We start from the raw sequence: 18,391 nt of genomic DNA, 5'->3' as shown, positions 1-18,391 counted from the left end.
TTTATCACTTGTTGAATCTGCCGAAAGAGCCTTTTCTTTTTTCCTTAAACGTATTAGGTCTATGTAAGTTAAATAAGTGTTCGATACCATTTTCCATCATCTTTTCTAGCAAAGCTTCTTGTCCATGCTGGAAATAGTACTCCATTTCTTCTTCATACAAAGGGAGAAGCGTATGGAAATAGACTGGCCACTCTCCGTGGGTTTCTTTTCCGTTTTCAAGATACGGCATCATAAATGCCTCTTGGCACTGCGGCAAAGGAGGCACGACCATAACACCACAAAAGCCGCTTTCTGGTGAATACGGTTGAACGTGTAATGGCAGCTTCACTTTTTCACCTGTTAACGTTCGTTCATAGGTATCCACGTAGCGATCCAGCTCTTGATTTGGAAACACCATCCACTGACCAATCCAATTCATATTGTTAACTGCAAAGCTTCCTACTTGATGCATGACTTGAGGAATCCAGCTGTACTTTTCATCTTCAAACGGATCTTGATCTGCATGCATCACCAGTTCAACGTACGCGCTGTCTAATCCAGGGGGTGCCGGCAGGCGAAGCGTACTATAACCATGTGTTGCGACCGTATAAAACGGCACTGATTCTGTAGGAGCCATTTCATAAAAACCTGCCTCTGTCACCTCAGCTGATTCTGCTTCAACACGGCGGATAATTGGCCCATAATATGATTGTAAGTGAGCTTCCACATCCTCATCGAGCGATTCCCGAACAAATTGATTTAACTCTTCAACTGAAGCTTCTGCTTCCTGTGATGACCATACTTCATAGAAAGTAAAACCGGTTAGCCTGTTCTCAAACACTACCTCTCGAAATGCATCAGAAACATAAATTTCTGGAGAGATAATAGGAAAATCTCCTAGACTATGTTCGGTATACTTTATTCGAAAAATTGGCTGTCTCTTTACCTTATCCTCTATAAAGGATAGCTTGTCAAATCCTCCAAAATCATCAGGTATTGATTCTGAATAGTTCACACATTCGTTTATCACATTAACAATATTAACAGCGTAGCACTTGTATTCAGGGTGAGTAAGAGGAACAAATTCTACAAACTCAGAAATTAGTTTTTCTAAGCTCTGAACAGCATATCCATCGATAATTGGAGGAGTTGCAAAACCTTTATAAGTTAAAAGGTTATTTAACTCTCCTTTTTCATATGTTTCAACTGGAAGATTTGTTTTACTATGTAGATACTCTCCTTGCTGCAGCAGATTTTTAAATAGTGTTTCGTCATCTTCCTTGTTAGCAGCGGCTATTTGCTCACTTTCTAAACTTGTACTTAATTTCCATATTTTCATAAACAACACCTCTAGTTTCTATATAGGAAGTGTATCCATTATAAAATTTCCACTGTTCTATCCGAATAGGAATATATAACCTTTTATGCACAATTAATTCTACCATAAAGATACAAACCTAGAAGTATTAGGCTTTTGATTGCAAAAAAAGACAACCCAAAGGTTGTCTTTTCCATTACTTCAACTCAGCCCATCTTTTATCTAATGATTTTAATAGCTCATCTTCAGATGTTTGGCCGCCGATGTATTCTTGTACATCTGCTCCAAATTTTTGCGTTACGCCTTCAGGGAATTTTGTCCATTCCCAAGGAAGCGTTTTTTGCTCCTTAGAGTATTTAAGAAGTTCTTCACCTAAAGGTCCGATGTCTTTTGCTTCGATTGACTTAAAGGCTGGAATGTACTTGAAGTCTTCTACTAGCGCTTTTTGACCTTCTTTAGATGTAACCATCCAGTTTAAGAAGTCTTTTGCTGCTTTTTTATCTGCCGCTGGTGCTTGTTTGTGAATAACCCAGTTGCTTGGAACGTCAATTGCAAGCTTGTCAGATGCAGCTGCATCGTCGCTTAGCGGCATAGGTAGAATCCCTACATCCATGTTCGGCGTAATTTTATCAAGCATTGGCTGAATCCAGTTTCCTTGCTGAATCATCGCTGCTTCACCGTTCGCAAATTTCGTTACTTGCGTGTTATAGTCCGTCGTTAACGGATTTTTGTTTCCATATTTCACTGTTAAATCAAGCAGCTTTACATACTGTTTGAACTGCTCGTTTCCTGCAATTTTCGTACTGCCATCATTTAATCCTTTAATAAATGCATCCGGATCTTTTTGACTGGCAAATGGAATGTTTAAGCCGTGGTTTCCAAGCACCCACCACTCGCCGTAGCCGATAGAAAATGGCGTAATACCGGCAGCTTTTAGGTTTTTAGCCGCTGCTTCTAATTCCGAATATGTTTTTGGAAGTTCTTTAATGCCTGCTTTTTTGAACAGTTTTTTGTTATATGTAAATCCATAGCCTTCAAGACTGATCGGCTGTCCATATACTTTACCGTCCATCGTCATTGGAGTAAGTGTGTTTTCGTACGCATCATCAATCCAAGGCTGATCCGATAAATCTTCTAATTTATTTTTCCACGTTTTTGCCTCTTGATATCCGCCGTTTGTGAAAAGGTCAGGTGCATTTCCCGACGCAAACTGCGCTTTTAAAGCTGCTGCACCGTCAGCTCCTCCACCAACCGTTTGGATATTGAACTTCACATTTGGATGTTCTTTTGTATATTGATCAGTTAGAGCTTTTAGCTGGTCTGCAATTTCTACTTTTCCTTGAAATACATCCACTACTACTTGATCTCCGCCGCTTTTTTTATTACCAGATGCGCTTTCGTTTGAACATGCGGTTGAAAATAAAAGCGTAGCCGATAAAACACCTACTGCTAAAGGCCATTTTTTCATTTTGAATGCCATTTTCTGTTCCTCCCTATTTGCTGCTGGTTTTGATGCCTCAGCCTCAAAACCAGCCCTGTTGCCGCTTCTATTATTTAATTGAACCGCTTGTAATTCCTTTAACAATGTGTTTTTGCATTGCAAAGAAGAAGATTAATAGCGGGATAATACTGATTACAAGTGCTGCTAGTGCTAAATCCCACTGCTTTGTATACTGACCAAAGAAGAAGAATGTCGCAAGCGGAATCGTTCTTAGCTCAGGATCTTGCAGAACAAGAGACGGAAGTAAGAAGTCATTCCAAATCCATAGGCTGTTTAAGATGACGACAGTTACTGTAATTGGCTTTAATAACGGGAATACAATTCTCCAGAATACGCCTAGACGTGAGCATCCGTCGATGATTGCCGCTTCTTCTAGCTCAACTGGAATTCCTTTAATAAATCCGTGGTATAAGAAAATCGTCATACCTGAACCGAAGCCTAAGTACATGATCACAATACCCCAAATGCTGTTTAACAGATTTAAGTTTCCTGCTACTTTTACAAGTGGAATCATGATGGATTGAAATGGAATAACCATTGCCGCTACGAATGCCATAAAGATAATGCTGCTGATTTTTTTCTTTGTTCGAACCAGCATGTAAGCTGCCATTGAACAGAAGGTGACTAGAACTGCGTTACTGATGACTGTAATGATTAGCGAGTTGCTAAGCACTTTTAAGTAGTTCATTTGGTTAAATGCATTAACAAAGTTTTGAAACTGAATCGTTGTTGGCAGTGCCGATGTGTTTGATAAAATTTCTGCAAATGACTTCAGTGAGTTTGAAAGCACGTAATAAAAGGGAACCAAGAACACCAGTCCAAGCAGGACCGCTAAAATTTCAACAATAAAGGTTTTGCTCGTATATTTGTTTCCCATTACGATTCAACCTCCTTCTTCTTGGTGTATGTTACTTGAATAATCGTAATCGCTGCTACGACGATGAAGAAAATTAAGGCTTTTGCTTCACCTAGACCGTATCTGTTATTCACAAATGCTTCTGTATAAATGTTAAGCGCTAACATTTCTGTTGATTTGAATGGACCACCGTTTGTTAATGATAAGTTGACATCAAATACTTTAAATGACCATGAAATCGTTAAGAATAAACAAACCGTTACTGCCGGCGCTACCATTGGAATTGTAATGTGACGAAGAATTTGCCATCTGCTTGCTCCGTCAATTTTTGCTGCTTCAATCAGCTCTTGCGGTACGTTTTGCAGTGCTGCTGTGTAAATAAGCATGATATAACCTGCTCCTTGCCATACACTTACAATCACGATGCCCCAAAATGCTGTTTTTGCGTCTCCCAACCAAGGAAGTTCAAAAAGCGAGATTCCCGTGATTTGTCCGATAGATGCAAATCCTTTTACGAAAATGAACTGCCATACAAATCCTAGTAAAAGTCCGCCAATTAAATTCGGCATAAAGAAAACCGTACGTAAAATGTTTCGTGTTTTTAACATTTGAGTAACAAGGATTGCTAACACGAACCCAACCACATTCGTTAAGATAATCGCAACGACCGTATATTTTGTTGTGATCCAAAACGACTGCTGAAACTGCTTATCTTCGGTGAACAAGTACTTAAAGTTATCAAGCCCCACCCAGTTAATCGTGCCGTTTACTCCGTTCCAGTCTGTAAATGAGTAATAAATCCCTGTAAAAAATGGTATAAGTACAATCACACAAAACGCTAAAAGTGCGGGTCCTACAAATAGAGCAAATAAACCTACATTTTTCAAATTTTTACGTTTTTTCGTATTAATGGATGGTTCTCTTTTAAGTTCTTGCTCTAAAGGAACATATTCTGTCTCCTGTAATTTACTTTGGCTATTCATCTTACTAGCACCTCCCTATGTCTTATTTTAGCGAAATCCGCTATTTATGAAACCGCTTTAATTGACGAGTAGGGTGTAAAATATTGACCTTTGTGCAACATTTTCTCCCCTGTGCACATTTTACATACTTTTCTAAAGCATGAAAGAAATAAAAGAAAAAGCTAGAAGTGGACGACATATCTTCTTATCTTATACACTAGAAAAAAGATGTAGTTGGGAGGAACATACGCATGACAGCAAAACGAGCGCTAATTACAGGTGCCAATTCAGGAATGGGGCTGGCCACAACGATTGAACTAGCTAAAAAAGGATTCGAAGTCATTATGATATGCCGAAATGAAGAAAGAGGAAATGCCGCTTTAGAAGAAGCTAAGCGCCAAAGCGGATCGGATTCCATATCTCTTATGACCTGTGACCTAGGTTCTCTTGACAGTATCCGGGCTTTCAGTGAAGACTTTACGTCTCGCTACAGTGTACTTGATGTGCTGATTAATAACGCGGGCGTCGTGACAATTAAGCGGGAAATAACACAAGACGGATTTGAAATGATGCTTGGTGTCAATCATTTGGGTCACTTTTTATTAACTAATTTGCTTTTAGATCCGCTGAAAAAAGCTCAACAGGGACGCATTATAAACGTTGGCTCCGGTGCTCATAAAGCGGGAAAAATAGACCTCACCAACCCTCATTTAACAACGGGATTCGGAATATGGCGAGGATACTCTCAGTCTAAATTAGCAAATAACTTATTTACGGTTCATTTAAGTAAAAAGTTAAAAGACACCTCTGTAACCGTAAATTGCCTTCACCCCGGAGCCGTGTCTACCGCTATCGGCGTTAATCGTCAAACGGGTTTTGGAAAAAGCGTTCACGCCGTGCTTCGCCCTTTCTTTTTAACGCCTCTTCAAGGTGCCGAAACAGCTATTTATTTAGCAGACAGTCCTGAAGTGACGCATATTAGCGGCGCTTATTTTTATAAAAAACGCGTGACTCCTCCTTCTTCAAGAGCAAAAAATGGACGGCTTGCAGAAGAATTTTGGGACTGGAGTGCGCGCGAAGTTGGTTTATAAAGTAGATAGATACGCTTGGGAAAGAAAAAAGTAATGAAAAAAGGTCAGCTTTTCAGCTGACCTTTTCGTATTAAAAAAACGTTAGTCCTATAGCAAAAATAAAGCCTGATACAATTAAGGTCGTCACGCAGTAGCCCATTATATCGCGTGCTCCGAGCCCTGCGATAGCTAGTGCAGGTAGTGCCCAAAACGGCTGCGCCATATTCATCCATGCTTCTCCGTAAGCAATGGCCATCGCAGCGACTCCCGGATCTACGCCGAGCTGTTCAGCTGCCGGCATAATAAAAGGTCCTTGTACAACCCAGTGTCCTCCTCCTGACGGAACAAAAAAGTTCACAACGCCAGAACTTAAAAACGCAAGAAACGGAAATGTCGTTTCATTTGAAATCGAGATAAATGCGTTCGTTAGCTTCCCGCCCAAGCCTGATAGCTCCATCATGCCTTGTATACCTGCATAAAACGGAAACTGAATCACAATCCCAGCGGTTCCTTTCGCAGCATTGGAAACGGCATTCATATAGGATAAAGGCGTGCGGTGAAGTAAAATACCCGTCGTAAAAAACAATAAATTCACTGTGTTGATATCCATTTTAAAACCGTTTGTAGCAAAATAATAAATTAAATATGAATACCCAAGAAGTGCAATTGTTAGACTTAAAAACCTGCTGTTTTCCATGCGTACAGCAAATGTTGGCTTAGAAGAAGTTGTCTCAACAACTGTAGCCGGAGCCATTTCATCTTCTGCCAAAAGTCTTGGATCAATTTCTACCACTTCTTTTCCCGTCGGCATCATCAGTCTTGTCATAATAGGAAGGACAATTAATAATCCGAGAGTAATAAATAAGTTGTACCCTGTAAAAATCGTGTCTGACAGCGGAATAAGTCCAGCCGCTTTTTCCATTGGGTTTCCAGGTGTAGCAGCGACAAGAGGAATCGAACCTGACAAGCCTCCGTGCCATGTTAAAAAACCTATGTAAGCACAGGCAATTAAAAATCGATAATCAGACCCCGGCACACGCTTCGCTACTTCTTTCGCAAACAGCGCCCCTACAATTAAGCCAAACCCCCAGTTAATCATACAAGCCATAGCTGCGCCGAGCGTGACCAGAATTACCCCTTGCGCCGGAGTTTTGGCTAACAGTGCTATGTTCACAAGCCACTTCTTTACAAGCGGCGAGCTAGCAAGCGCATGTCCTGTGACAAGCACTAAGCTCATTTGCATCGCAAATGCAAGAAGATTCCAAAAGCCGCTTCCCCAAAACTGAACCATCTCAATCGGCCCGTGAGGAGTAAAAACAATACCTGATACAAATAAAATCAGCGTCAGGATTAAAGCAAATACAAACGGATCAGGTAAAAAGCGCTGAACAAGCGCCGTGAAGAAATTAGATAACGCTTTCATTTTACTCCTCCTTTACAGGAATGCTCCTGTGAATGAATGTCGACAAGCATCTTTAATTATACATAATTTGTTGAAAATTGTTAATATTTAGTTTAAATAAAAAACCCTTCTGTTTTCCAGAAAGGTTTTACACACTAAACGTTTGAATAAGAGTTGGCTCTCCGTCAAGTTCAATTTTCTTTTCTTGAAAGGAAATATGTAAGCTTTCATAAATATGTTTCCAAAATGAAATAGCCCGCTTATTGCCTGCAAGCTCAATAATCATATACGTTCCTTTTCGATGAGAGAAAATGTCTTTTACCGTTTCAGAAGCAATACCCTGCTTTCGGTATTTGTTTAAGATAAAAAAATCATTGATGCAGTAATCTGCTTCTTGCTGAAGTGCGGGCTGTTCAAGAAGTAAAAAAAAGCCCGTCAGCTTATCATCTACTTTAATAAAGTATGGCGAGAGGCCTTCTACTTTCCAAAACAAGGGCAGCTCTTCAAAATGAAAAGCTCCATCTTCGCGAATATCTAAAGAAGGTGTATACGCAGATAAATCATGGAGATAAAGAGAATACAAATTTTGCAAAACGCCCGCTTGGCTTTTAGGTACTTTTTCAATCGTAAGCATTCTTAGTTCATCTCCTTCTTTTCCTATCATAAGGGTTTTTTGTGAAAGTTTACAGTAAAAATGTTTGAGGCAAAGTGAAGATAGATAGTCAAAAAGCTCTTTTTTCATTTTGTAGATGTCTGAAACGCAATAAAAAACGATCATCTCCGGTACTGTACGCTCCGTCTGATAATCGTTTTTTATGTTTTGTATGCTGATGCTGAAGTTTTTCCTTCTTTGTTTTGGTTTTGCGCGTTTCCATGTCTGCAAATATAAACAGGCTGCGGTTTAATTCTGGATTTCGTTTTCCTTCACGCGTCATTTTATCACGCATTTTTTTTGCTTTTGACTTTGCCATGTAACTTCCTCCCTATATAAACGATGTATACATATCTTACTGCTTTTTTATAAAATGTCAAGTTCAGAAGCACTGATGTGTTAACAGTGCTTCTGTATAGTCATGACTCTTTATTTTTCAGCATATCATCTAACTTTTGCTCCATTCTCTGAAGCCTTTTTTCATTTGCCCCCTGCTTTTGAATCAACCTTTTTAAGCCTATAATAAATGCAATAATTATCCCTGCTCCTCCTATAAGGATCAGCAGCATAAGAATTTGAAAAATAATATCACCTATATTAACCATAGTTCCACCTTTAATCTATTTTTTTACATTATATCATTTATTTGGATGTATATCGCTTTATTTTATAAAAAAAAGCCCTCACTACCGAGAGCTTCATTTACTATCTTCGTCGTAAACCGTCCACTTTCCCTGTTTGATTTGATTGGAAACATCAATCAGTTTATTTTTCACCCGGTCCTTTTCTGCTCCTGTTAAAGGCGTAGGTCGGTAGTCGTTTCGCGCCGTTGTGGAAGAAATGCGGAATGGAATCACATTGATGTCTTTGTTTGTCGTTAGCTTTCCATCTTTAATCGTAAACGTCTGCTGAAATACAAATGTGTCCTTATCACTTGGGTTTTTGTTTCCGCCAAACATAAAGTTTCCTAAGCTATAGACAATAAATTTATTTTTGTACTCTTCAATTCCTTGAACAACGTGAGGGTGATGACCTAAAATTAAATCTGCTCCGTTATCAATTGTATACTTTGCCAATGCCTGCTGCGCTGCATCAGGAACATAGTGTCGTTCAGATCCCCAGTGGAAATGCACAATGATAATTTTGGCGCCTTTCTCTTTTAAAGACTTAATTCCATCTTTAATCTGACTTCTTACTTCTTTTGTGTCATCCCAGCCCGGATATCCAAGCAATCCTACTTTGACTCCTTTTACCGTTGTGATATATGTATCTTCATAGCCAAAATAGCCTATTCCGCTTTTCTTTAAGTTTTCTCGTGTATCATCATATCCTTGCTGTAAATAATCACGAGTATGATTATTAGCTAAGTTAACGGTTTCAATACTTCCTTGTTTTAAAATATTTACAAACGAAGGATCACCTTTAAAACGAAATGTTTTACTTGCTTTTTCCGTCGCAGTTGTCAGCGTTGTTTCTAAATTAACCGTTGTTAAGTCATCTTGCTCAAAGATCGATTTTACATTTTGCGTAAAATACGGCAGGCCATTTCTTGCTGCTACGTCGTTAAAAGTAGAATCGTACCCAAAGCTTTCATCGTTTCCTAAGGTAAAATCTCCTGCTGCGCTAACTTTAATGGTTGTATTGATTGCGTCTTTTTTCTCTTTTTTACTAGCTTCTTCTTTAGACTTTACTGTTTCTTCTTTTTTCTGCGGCTCAGAAGAGGTTTGTTCTCCTGCTCCTCCGCACGCTCCCAATAAAAAACACAAACTTCCATAAATAACAGCTTTTTTTAAATACTTGTTCATGTAACGTTAAAACCCCTTTTTACGTTTTAATAACTGTGTTTGGACATGGTGTTTAATGTACATTTCGCCAAATACATACAATCTTCCTGTTTTATCGGCAAAATCAGTGAAGTTTTTATAAAAAAAGGAAGTTTTTATATTCTTTTTGGGTTAGAACAAGAGATTTTAGCTAAGAGAAAAGTAGCGGAAACGATGCGCAGAAAGCCGATGAGCTGTACTAAACTTCAAGTGATTCACAAAATAGCAGAGCGATTCCAAACATCACCTAAAATAAAAACCTCCTTTGCTCATGCAAAGAAGGTTTTATTTAAACTTAACAAATCGAATCATTAGATTTAGGATTTTTGAGTCCAAATAACGGGCGGATAAATAGTGCTAAGCCTGTGCCTAGCATCGCCATAACCATCCATACCCATCCGTGAAGACTAAATGAAGCAATGCCGCCAAAGTAAGCGCCAATATTACAGCCAAAAGCAAGACGCGCACCATATCCCATTAAAAGGCCTCCAACAACAGCTGCTCCTGCAACGCCAGGTTTAATCTTTCCTGGTTTGAACGTTCCTTGAGCCGTCGCTGAAATGAAAGCGCCTAGTATGATCCCAAAATTCAATACGCTGGTAGAGTCTGCCAGCACACTTTGCGTTAGCGCTTCTCCATTTGCACCTTGGAAAAATCCCCAGCTTGATACATCTATTCCAGCTGCCATCATTGCTTTTCCGCCCCATAAAGCAAAGGCAGAAGTAATACCCCAAGGATTTCCTCTCACAGCCAGCGTTAATGCATTTAATACAGCCAGTACAATCGCTGCAGTGAATAGAGGCCAAGAGCCGCGAATGATCTTTTTCCATCCTTTTGTCGTAGGAAGCTGCTTCATCATAGGCGGATTTTTCTTTTTGGCAATTTGAATCGTAATCCAGTAAATCGCTGCAAACGCGATAAGCTGTACAATCCAAGCACCAAAATAACCAAGGCCTGTCGATTCAGCTAATGAAATAGGAGGAAGCGAAGGTTGTTTTTGCCAAAATGGCAAATGATACGCCCCGAACATAGAGCCTATAATAAAGGCTAAAAGCGTTAAAATCATGGAAGAAGAGCCACCGCCTAACGAATACAGCGTTCCTGAGGCACATCCATTTCCTAACTGCATGCCAATTCCAAACATAAACGAACCAACTATCACGCTGACTCCTACAGGTGAAACATATCCTTTTGGCGTTACCCCTGTAAAGCTAAAGCCTGTACTTAAAATAATAGCAAACAGCGTTGACGCAATCGCTAGCATAAGCATATGCGCTTGCAAGCCTTGAACGTTGCCGACAGATACGAGTCGGCGAAATGCTGATGTAAAGCCAAAACGTGCGTACAGAAGCGTCATTCCTAGTGCTAGACCGATAATAAATAACACACCTTGCGTCCAATCAGTCGTTAGCACAATCGCTAGAAGTAAAATAACCGCTGCTATAACCCCTCCTGCAAATAACGGCTTTTGCATAGGGCTTAATTCTGTTACAACAGTAGTTGGCTTTGATTTATATGATGAGTGCAACGTTTGTGCCACATCATCCACTCCTTTTCTGATAGAAATACTAAGAATTAATATTTATCATCTTATAGCACTTCTCTTTCTCTGTAAACTATTTAGCAAAATGAAAGTGAATTGTTTATTTTTTGAGTATTCTTACTTTCGTTCATACAAAAAGCAGAAGTTTCTGTTCTTCTGCTTTTTGCTGCTAAACGTAAATAGAATGAATCTCTTTTAACGGTTTAGGATTAGGCTTTGCAAAATAATACCCTTGAAACAAATCATAACCCATCTCTATCAGGCATTTTAAATCTGCTTCTGTTTCTATCCCTTCTGCAAGAGCCTGTGCCCCCATTTTATGGGTGATAGCTAACATCTCTTGGGCCACTTTTTTCTGCTTCTCATTCTTACTGACTCCGTTTGTGAATTCAAATGCCAATTTCACGACGTCAGGCTCCACTTCTAAAAGCCGATTCAGCGTATTATAGCCAACTCCTACGTCATCTAAAGCATATTTAAATCCGTGGGAGCGATAATAATTCAAAATGTTTTTTAAATGCTCAATATCTTGAACATCCTCCGTTTCAATCACTTCAAACACAATTTGCTCGGGCTTTATATTCAATTCTTTAATTAACGTAAATGTAGATGCTAAGCAATGCTCAGGGTTATATATTGCTGTAGGAATAAAGTTAATAAAAATCAGCTGATGATCAATAATACTAGCATTTTTTACAGCTTCTAAGCGGCAGGCTCGGTCAAGAGCGAAGGTTTTATTTCTTATTTGAGCAGCTTCAAACATTTTAAAAGGAGGTATAATACTTCCGTCTTCTTCTAATCCTCTTGATAAAATTTCGTGGCCAACGATATGCACGCATTCATGATCAACCGATACAATCGGCTGATAATACGAGCAAATTCGCTTGTCTTCAATCAGCTCATCAATCCACAAGGCATCTTTCATTTTTTGGAAAGCGGTGATTGGCTCCATACGCCGCAGGTTTTCAAACGGGCTCCGCTGCTTGGCTTCTACAGCCCGCACATGCCGAGGGTCTAGATGCTGATGAGTATAATCCATAAAATCCCAAAATATATCTTCCCTCATCCAGATCATATCTTCTCCAAGAGTCTTCCATTGGTTTTGAGAAATATCTTTAAAGTATTTTTCCAATTTCTTTACATCCCTCGATTGCTGAAAAGAAACCGTATATCCTGTCCTAATTGGCAGACACGCGTCGCACCCCATAGCTCATCTTCTCCCTCATTTATCATCAGTTTTTGTATGTATACACGGATAGTTCTTAAGAACTATACCACTTTTAAGAAACTTGCAAACCCTATTTTCCCTTTAAAATAGAATGCATCAAAAAGTTTTGGTAAAATGATAGACGTGTTTTATTGTCTACATCATAAGACGCACTTGATAAAAGGAAGTGAACCATACATGAGCAAAAACCGTTTTACGAAGTGGTTTTTATTTTCTTTACTACTCTTTGCCTTAAGTACTGGAGCAATGTATTATACGCTCTATATATCGTACTGGGCGTATTCTATTAAGCTGTTTTTAATTGTGGTACCGCTCTTTACATTATTATCGGTTGCTTTTGGTTCGTTGGTAATCGTTCATGAGCGCAAAAGAAAACGCGTATTTCAGCTACAAAATGAAGGAGGCATTCCCAAAAATACGTTTATTCAAGGTTTTTCCGAAATAACGGTAGGAGCAGGCTGCATCTTGCTGTGCTTTTTTCTCTTTCTTTATTTTCTAATGGATTATTAAGTACATATAAAAAAGACGAGCAGGCAGCTCGTCTTTTTATTTGGATCTTTTTAGAATATCTCGAACGCTTGCATAATCAAGCTCTTTATAAGTACCAACACCTGGTTTTACAAAGGTCTTTTCAACAATCGCATCAAATTCAGAGTCATCAATATCATAGTCACGCAAGCTGTTCGGGGCTCCTAAGTCATTCCAGAAAGTGCGAAGCGCTTTTGCCCCTTCCATTGCTGTTTCTTCATCGCTTTTTCCTTCTGGGTTGATGCCAAATACGTTTACAGCCAGTTGTTTTACACGAGAAGGATCTTCTTTTAGCACATGCTCCAGCCAATTAGGGAACAAGATAGCAAGGCCGCCTCCGTGGGGAATATCATACACGGCCGACAAAGCATGTTCAATACGATGAGTAGCCCAGTCTCCCCCGTCCGTTCCGTTTGCTAAGCTTCCGTTAAATGCCGTCGTGCTGATATACATCATCGTTTCACGATACTGATAAGAAGTCAGGTTTGTAAGAAGCTTAGGACCTTCTTGTACAGCCGTTCTTAGCAATGATTCAATAAAGCCGTCGATCATCGGCGTATTTTCCGTGCGATGAAAATAGTGTTCAAGCGCATGCGACATACTATCAACAATTCCATAGACGGTTTGATCGCGCGGCACTGAAAATGTGTACGCCGGATCTAAGATAGAAAAGACGGGAAATACGTGAGAAGACGTCCAACCTAGCTTTTCTTTTGTTTCCCAATTTGTAATAACAGAAGTTGAATTCATTTCAGATCCTGTTGCTGCAAGTGTTAATACCGTTCCAAAAGGAAGCGCATCTGTAATCTCTTTTTTACGTGTAATTAAATCCCATGTATTTCCTTCATACACGGCTCCAGCTGCAATAGCTTTTGTACAATCGATCACACTTCCTCCCCCAACGGCTAAGAGAAAATCAATTTTTTCTTTTTTACATATGTCAACGCCTTTAGCAACCGTAGTCAAACGAGGGTTCGGTTCTACACCAGACAGCTCGTGAACAACTGCGTTAATAGACTGAAGTTCAGCTTTCACTTCGTCGTATACGCCATTTCGTTTGATGCTTCCTCCTCCGTATACTAACAGAACGTTTACTTGTTTATGATAAGAAGCAAGCTCTTGCGATAGCTTCGTAATTTGATTTTTTCCAAAGTATAATTTGGTAGGATTGTGCTGCAAAAATATATTCATGTTCTACACCTCTAGTTTTCTTTTCTTGTAAAAAGTGTATCACGAAAGCAGCTTCATCATTATTGAAGATTCTCTATATCTATTATCAATATTTTTGATAACCTTCTTGTACAAGTGAAATAAATTGTTGAATAGGTGCCGTCAGCCATTTTTTCTTTTTGAATATGAGCTGTGAATAAAGATAAAATTCTTCATGGTCAAACGGGACTTTAATCAGTTTTCCACTTTCCATCTCTTGTTTTACCGCTATTTCCGGTACAAGAGCAATACCTAAATTATCCGCTACGCACTGTTTAATCGCTTCAAGACTGCTAAACGAGATGACCGATTGCATATGAATACCGCTGCTGCGCATCATCTCTTCTAAAAGCGTGCGATAAGGGCAGCCGCTCTCAGTTAAAATGATGGTCTCTCCCTCAAACTCTTCCATTAGAATGCTGTTTCTTTTACTAAAAGAATGGGAAGGCGAAGCAATCATAACCATCTTTTCTTTTCGAATAGGAATCACTTCTAAGCTTGAAGATGTTTGAAGGCGATCAAGTAAAACGGCTACGTCATACTTTCCGTCAATAATTCCTTGTGTTAAATTTGGACATAAACCCGCTTCTAGCATAATCTTTAGAGAAGGGTGCTGCTTTTTTAGTTCACGAATATACGGTGTAATAAAATAGGCGGCCAGCGACTCCACGGTTCCTATTGAAACCGTTCCTCTAGCATCTTCGTTCGTAGTAAGGCGCTCTTTTGCTTCATTTAATAACTCGGTTACTTGATTCACATAATAAAGCAATTCTTCACCAGGCTGAGTTAGCTTCATTTTTTGTCCTGTTCGTTCAAATAGTTTTTGACCGTAATGATCCTCTAATTTTTTTATATGAGTGGTAACGCTTGACTGAGCATACCCCAACTCCTCGCCCGTTCGTGTATAGCTCCCCCACTTCGCTACTTCTTTGAATGTATATAAATAGTTAATATCCATATGCTGCTCCTTATGTACTGCTGTTTGGTTTCGTTGTCTATATGCTAAAGCTGTTCTAGTAATTAGAACTTATACGTAACTAGAATCACAGTACAGTATAAGCGAACTCGTTTTGCCAAGCAATTTTATCAACCTTAAAAATTCTTTTTATATTAGGCAATTACGCCGTTTTTTGTTCATAGAATGAAAAACAAACCTATGAAAAGAAAGGGTGTATCTCATGACAGCCTACAAAGAAGTATTATATAAAGGAAAACGCTTTGTACTGATTCACGTATATGATTCAGGATACTGTGAAATCCGACCGATTGATCATGCTTTTAAAGTCGAACTTGTGCGATTAGACGAGATAGAACAATGTGGATAACAGTCATGAACGCAGCTAATGCAGCTGCTTTTTTATTTGTATTATAAACAAGTGGATGAGATAAAAATAGCTGAATTGGCTGGCCTTTTACATAATTTCTTCCTGTATACTTTGTAACTAAGGATATTCGCACTTATTTAGTTTCTATACTTACTCGAGGTGATTACATGAAAAAAGGCTGGCTGGAATGGGTATTATTATCCGTGGCGTTAATTTGGGGAGCCAATTATACAATCGGAAAATTTGGAGTTGCTCATATGTCTTCCATTCAATTTAGCGCACTGCGTTTTATAATGGTTGCTCCTATTCTTTTACTTATCACAGGAATAATAGAGCGAGGCATTCGTATTGAAAAAAAAGACTGGGGACGTTTAATAGCGGTCAGTATAGTAGGCGTTACGCTCTATCAAACGCTGTTTATGGTATCTGTTAAGTATACGACAGCTACCAATGCTTCTTTACTTATTTCGATGTCTCCTATTTTCACAGGAATCTTAGCTATCTTATATAAGCATGAAGTTTTTTCATTAAAAACACAGCTAGGCTCTGTGCTTGCTTTTTTCGGGGCTGCGTTTGTACTGCTGTTTGGTCACTCTAGTCATGCGCTATCGCAGCTTGCATGGTTCGGAAATATCATGGGGATTGTAGCGGCCGTTGCGTGGGGCTGGTATCCAATTTTAGCAAAACCTTTAGTCGTAAAATATTCTGCCTTGCGCGTGACTGCCTGGTCTGCTTTGATCGGAGCTATTCCACTTACTGTCTACTGTCTTTTCACCTATCAAACACTTACCTGGCCAACAGATATAGGCAGCTGGAGCTCTTTGGCATACTCTGTTTTGTTCGTGACGGTGTACGGGCTGGTAATGTGGTACGTAGGAATTGGAAAAATTGGATCTACAAAAGTAATGGTTTACATGTATGTTATTCCTTTGTTCGCCGTTGTTTTTGCTGCTGTAACTATTGGAGAGACCATCAATGCTATGCAGCTGCTTGGAGGACTTATTATTTTTAGCGGTTTGTATATTGTCAAAAAAAGCCCTGCTCCTAAAACAGCTCTTAAACTTAAAAAAGCAAACTAACAAGAGTAACGGGTTCGGTTGATTTATGCTAATAACGCTCAGATTTTTTCTGGGCGTTATTCGTATATTATTTTAATGTCCTACTTGAATTAAACGCTCGTTAGTTTGATTAATGAACATTTTTTAGTTTATATTCATGAGTGATTTTATGCTGATTTTATACGCGTTTAAAACCGTTTCGTTCATAAAATAGTTTCGCTTTGTCCGTGTCTGTATAGAGAACGAGACTGTCGTAATAATTCTCTGCATAGTGAATAATTTCTTTTAAAGTTGTTTGCCTATACCCTTTCTGCGAAACTGAGCTGAAACATAAAACCTCCTTACTCTCCCAGCGTTAGCATACTGACTGTAAGGATTTTGATTAAGGCCGGCTACGCCAATTAATTTGTTTTTTTCACCGTAAACTCCCCACAATCTTTCGCCTGTTTTGTTAAATACGTTTTGCCCGTTTTTATACTCCGCTACTAGCTTGGTAAGAAAGAAAAAGCCTGCCTCCTCGCTTTCTATTAACAGCTCTTTTATATCATGCTCCACAAGATACGTTAGCCTAATGATTCTCATATACCTCCTCTCCGTTCAGCAGGTGTCTTGTCTATTTCGATAGAATGCTTGTTATACATTAATCCTGCCATGCCTATTAGAGCCGTTAAAAGTAGCATGAAGCTTGAAAATAGATATACAAACCTTACCCCAAACAGATCGGCTACTGTCCCTACAAATGCGATGGAAAGTATAAACACAGCCTGTACAAGAGTTGATTTTGCCGCTATTACTTTAGGAAGCATCCCGTTGCTGCAGGTATTTTGATAAATGGTTTCCTGAGCTACATCTCGAAGCTGATAGGCAGGACCCATCATTATCAAAAGTACTAAAGCTAGATACGGGTTCGTTACTAGACCGTAAAAACCGGTTAAAACAGCATAACCGATTGAGCCTAAGAACATAAAAAGCAAAAGCCTTCCTTTTACCATAGAAGACATGCGGTACACAATAATTCCTCCAACTATGCTTCCAAAATAATACGCACCGTTTATATATCCCCACCACGCTTCTCCTTTTTCAAGCACTTCTTTCACAAAAGAAAGAGTAATAGCTCCAATCCAAATGGTTCCAAAAAGCGACTCGATGATGTCCAATATAACGAGGGCTCTGATGCGTTTATGTATCCATAAAAAGCGCCATCCTTCCATTAGTTTTGCCGCTCTTCGCTTTTGTGTTTGTTTATATGTGTGGGCTTCTTTTATAAACAGTAAGCAAACAAATGAGATCGATAGAAGGCCTGCCGTTATAAATAGAGACTGAGTGGATCCCGTTAAGGACAAAACGAAACCACCAAGCGACCACCCTGCAAACAGAAAAGTTTGATCAATTGTTGAAAGCAAGCTATTCGCCTGCATTCTTTGACTATCATTTACTAAGCTGCGTACAACTGACGTTTTAAAAATGGAAAAAAAGCCGTTAAAAAAAGAAATGATTCCAACAATGATAAAACCCATCGTTAGTACTGTGACTGTAAATTCTTGTGTAAGCAGCACATACAATCCAACAAGCATCCCTATCTGCATCACTTGAACAAACCGCATAATGTGAATGGATTTATACATATCGGCTAGTAAAGGTACGCTAAGGCCGCTAAGGAGCCGTGCAAGTAAGCTCGTCATCGTAATCATCGACGCAAGAGCTGTTGAACCGGTGTTTTCCTTTATATAGGAAGTGACAGCCATTGTATAAAGAACAAAACCTACATTTTCAGTTACTTGACTTGCTGCTAAAAGATAAAAACGCTGAGTCAATTCTTTTCTCCTTTCTGTTAGACGTAACATGCAAAAAGATAATTCGTTTTTTGTTAATTTTTCCCTTTTGAACTATAACACTATTTGACGAAATCCAAAACTATCTATAATTTAGTAGATGGA

The 18,391-nt window shown here is 39.1% G+C and carries 19 protein-coding genes; 4 read left to right on the top strand and 15 right to left on the bottom strand.

From position 1 onward, the window contains the following. Nucleotides 1–4: 4 nt before the first annotated feature. From ACH0CI_RS10285 to ACH0CI_RS10270, 4 genes are all read right to left on the bottom strand, one after another. The gene (locus tag ACH0CI_RS10285; protein ID WP_406901362.1) at nucleotides 5–1,318 is read right to left on the bottom strand and encodes a suppressor of fused domain protein; all 1,314 of its coding nucleotides are present in this window, start codon (nucleotides 1,316–1,318) and stop codon (nucleotides 5–7) included. Between the two features lie 175 nt (nucleotides 1,319–1,493). Next, nucleotides 1,494–2,777, bottom strand: a complete 1,284-nt coding sequence (locus tag ACH0CI_RS10280; RefSeq protein WP_406901361.1) for an ABC transporter substrate-binding protein — start codon at nucleotides 2,775–2,777, stop codon at nucleotides 1,494–1,496. Nucleotides 2,778–2,847: 70 nt separating this feature from the next. Then, nucleotides 2,848–3,675, bottom strand: coding sequence for a carbohydrate ABC transporter permease (locus tag ACH0CI_RS10275; RefSeq protein WP_406901360.1), 828 nt, complete (start codon nucleotides 3,673–3,675; stop codon nucleotides 2,848–2,850). Then, entirely contained in the window at nucleotides 3,675–4,637 is a 963-nt protein-coding gene (locus tag ACH0CI_RS10270; RefSeq protein ID WP_013057494.1) for a carbohydrate ABC transporter permease, read from the bottom strand. The genes ACH0CI_RS10275 and ACH0CI_RS10270 overlap by 1 nt, the downstream gene beginning before the upstream one ends. A gap of 230 nt (nucleotides 4,638–4,867) precedes the next feature. Between ACH0CI_RS10270 and ACH0CI_RS10265 the strand changes: the two genes are divergently transcribed. Continuing rightward, the gene (locus ACH0CI_RS10265; protein WP_406901359.1) at nucleotides 4,868–5,707 is read left to right on the top strand and encodes an SDR family oxidoreductase; all 840 of its coding nucleotides are present in this window, start codon (nucleotides 4,868–4,870) and stop codon (nucleotides 5,705–5,707) included. 70 nt (nucleotides 5,708–5,777) lie between these two features. Here ACH0CI_RS10265 and ACH0CI_RS10260 read toward each other — a convergent pair whose 3' ends face one another. The 7 genes from ACH0CI_RS10260 to ACH0CI_RS10230 all read right to left on the bottom strand — a co-directional run bounded on the left by ACH0CI_RS10260 (nucleotide 5,778) and on the right by ACH0CI_RS10230 (nucleotide 12,313). Next, nucleotides 5,778–7,109 carry a TIGR00366 family protein gene (locus ACH0CI_RS10260; RefSeq protein WP_406901358.1) on the bottom strand — a complete coding sequence of 444 codons (1,332 nt, stop codon included), beginning with the start codon at nucleotides 7,107–7,109 and terminating at the stop codon, nucleotides 5,778–5,780. A 127-nt stretch (nucleotides 7,110–7,236) separates the two neighbouring features. After that, the gene (locus ACH0CI_RS10255) at nucleotides 7,237–7,722 is read right to left on the bottom strand and encodes a GNAT family N-acetyltransferase (protein WP_028412945.1); all 486 of its coding nucleotides are present in this window, start codon (nucleotides 7,720–7,722) and stop codon (nucleotides 7,237–7,239) included. Nucleotides 7,723–7,810: 88 nt separating this feature from the next. Next, nucleotides 7,811–8,059: a hypothetical protein gene (locus tag ACH0CI_RS10250; protein ID WP_406901357.1), complete on the bottom strand. Its 249-nt coding sequence runs from the start codon at nucleotides 8,057–8,059 to the stop codon at nucleotides 7,811–7,813. A gap of 100 nt (nucleotides 8,060–8,159) precedes the next feature. Further along, entirely contained in the window at nucleotides 8,160–8,345 is a 186-nt protein-coding gene (locus ACH0CI_RS10245; protein ID WP_328244906.1) for a DUF4083 family protein, read from the bottom strand. A 93-nt stretch (nucleotides 8,346–8,438) separates the two neighbouring features. Then, nucleotides 8,439–9,545, bottom strand: coding sequence for a CapA family protein (locus tag ACH0CI_RS10240; RefSeq protein ID WP_406901356.1), 1,107 nt, complete (start codon nucleotides 9,543–9,545; stop codon nucleotides 8,439–8,441). Nucleotides 9,546–9,858: 313 nt separating this feature from the next. Then, nucleotides 9,859–11,103, bottom strand: coding sequence for a YeeE/YedE family protein (locus tag ACH0CI_RS10235; protein ID WP_406901355.1), 1,245 nt, complete (start codon nucleotides 11,101–11,103; stop codon nucleotides 9,859–9,861). A 172-nt stretch (nucleotides 11,104–11,275) separates the two neighbouring features. Continuing rightward, nucleotides 11,276–12,313 carry an EAL domain-containing protein gene (locus tag ACH0CI_RS10230; protein ID WP_406901354.1) on the bottom strand — a complete coding sequence of 346 codons (1,038 nt, stop codon included), beginning with the start codon at nucleotides 12,311–12,313 and terminating at the stop codon, nucleotides 11,276–11,278. A 198-nt stretch (nucleotides 12,314–12,511) separates the two neighbouring features. Between ACH0CI_RS10230 and ACH0CI_RS10225 the strand changes: the two genes are divergently transcribed. After that, nucleotides 12,512–12,844 (top strand): hypothetical protein, encoded by a 333-nt coding sequence (locus tag ACH0CI_RS10225; protein ID WP_033579345.1) that lies wholly within the window; start codon nucleotides 12,512–12,514, stop codon nucleotides 12,842–12,844. Between the two features lie 36 nt (nucleotides 12,845–12,880). Here ACH0CI_RS10225 and ACH0CI_RS10220 read toward each other — a convergent pair whose 3' ends face one another. Together ACH0CI_RS10220 and ACH0CI_RS10215 are read right to left on the bottom strand one after the other, a co-directional pair. Further along, on the bottom strand, nucleotides 12,881–14,053 hold the full coding sequence (locus ACH0CI_RS10220; protein WP_335707123.1) for an iron-containing alcohol dehydrogenase: 1,173 nt from the start codon (nucleotides 14,051–14,053) through the stop codon (nucleotides 12,881–12,883). Between the two features lie 85 nt (nucleotides 14,054–14,138). Then, nucleotides 14,139–15,029, bottom strand: a complete 891-nt coding sequence (locus ACH0CI_RS10215) for a LysR family transcriptional regulator (protein WP_406901353.1) — start codon at nucleotides 15,027–15,029, stop codon at nucleotides 14,139–14,141. A 220-nt stretch (nucleotides 15,030–15,249) separates the two neighbouring features. Between ACH0CI_RS10215 and ACH0CI_RS10210 the strand changes: the two genes are divergently transcribed. Continuing rightward, nucleotides 15,250–15,396 (top strand): hypothetical protein, encoded by a 147-nt coding sequence (locus ACH0CI_RS10210; protein WP_013057506.1) that lies wholly within the window; start codon nucleotides 15,250–15,252, stop codon nucleotides 15,394–15,396. A gap of 167 nt (nucleotides 15,397–15,563) precedes the next feature. Continuing rightward, nucleotides 15,564–16,475 carry a DMT family transporter gene (locus ACH0CI_RS10205; protein WP_406901352.1) on the top strand — a complete coding sequence of 304 codons (912 nt, stop codon included), beginning with the start codon at nucleotides 15,564–15,566 and terminating at the stop codon, nucleotides 16,473–16,475. A 264-nt stretch (nucleotides 16,476–16,739) separates the two neighbouring features. Here ACH0CI_RS10205 and ACH0CI_RS10200 read toward each other — a convergent pair whose 3' ends face one another. Together ACH0CI_RS10200 and ACH0CI_RS10195 are read right to left on the bottom strand one after the other, a co-directional pair. Further along, on the bottom strand, nucleotides 16,740–17,036 hold the full coding sequence (locus ACH0CI_RS10200; RefSeq protein WP_406901351.1) for a GNAT family N-acetyltransferase: 297 nt from the start codon (nucleotides 17,034–17,036) through the stop codon (nucleotides 16,740–16,742). Next, entirely contained in the window at nucleotides 17,033–18,268 is a 1,236-nt protein-coding gene (locus ACH0CI_RS10195) for an MFS transporter (RefSeq protein ID WP_406901350.1), read from the bottom strand. Before ACH0CI_RS10195 ends, ACH0CI_RS10200 begins: the two co-directional genes overlap by 4 nt. Between the last annotated feature and the right edge of the window lie 123 nt (nucleotides 18,269–18,391).

It is taken from the genome of Priestia sp. 179-F W1.4 NHS, assembly GCF_045369295.1.
In the GTDB taxonomy this organism is placed as follows: Bacteria; Bacillota; Bacilli; order Bacillales; family Bacillaceae_H; genus Priestia; species Priestia zanthoxyli.
Note: the sequence above shows the minus strand (reverse complement) of the source record. Positions and strands in the feature narration are given on the sequence as shown.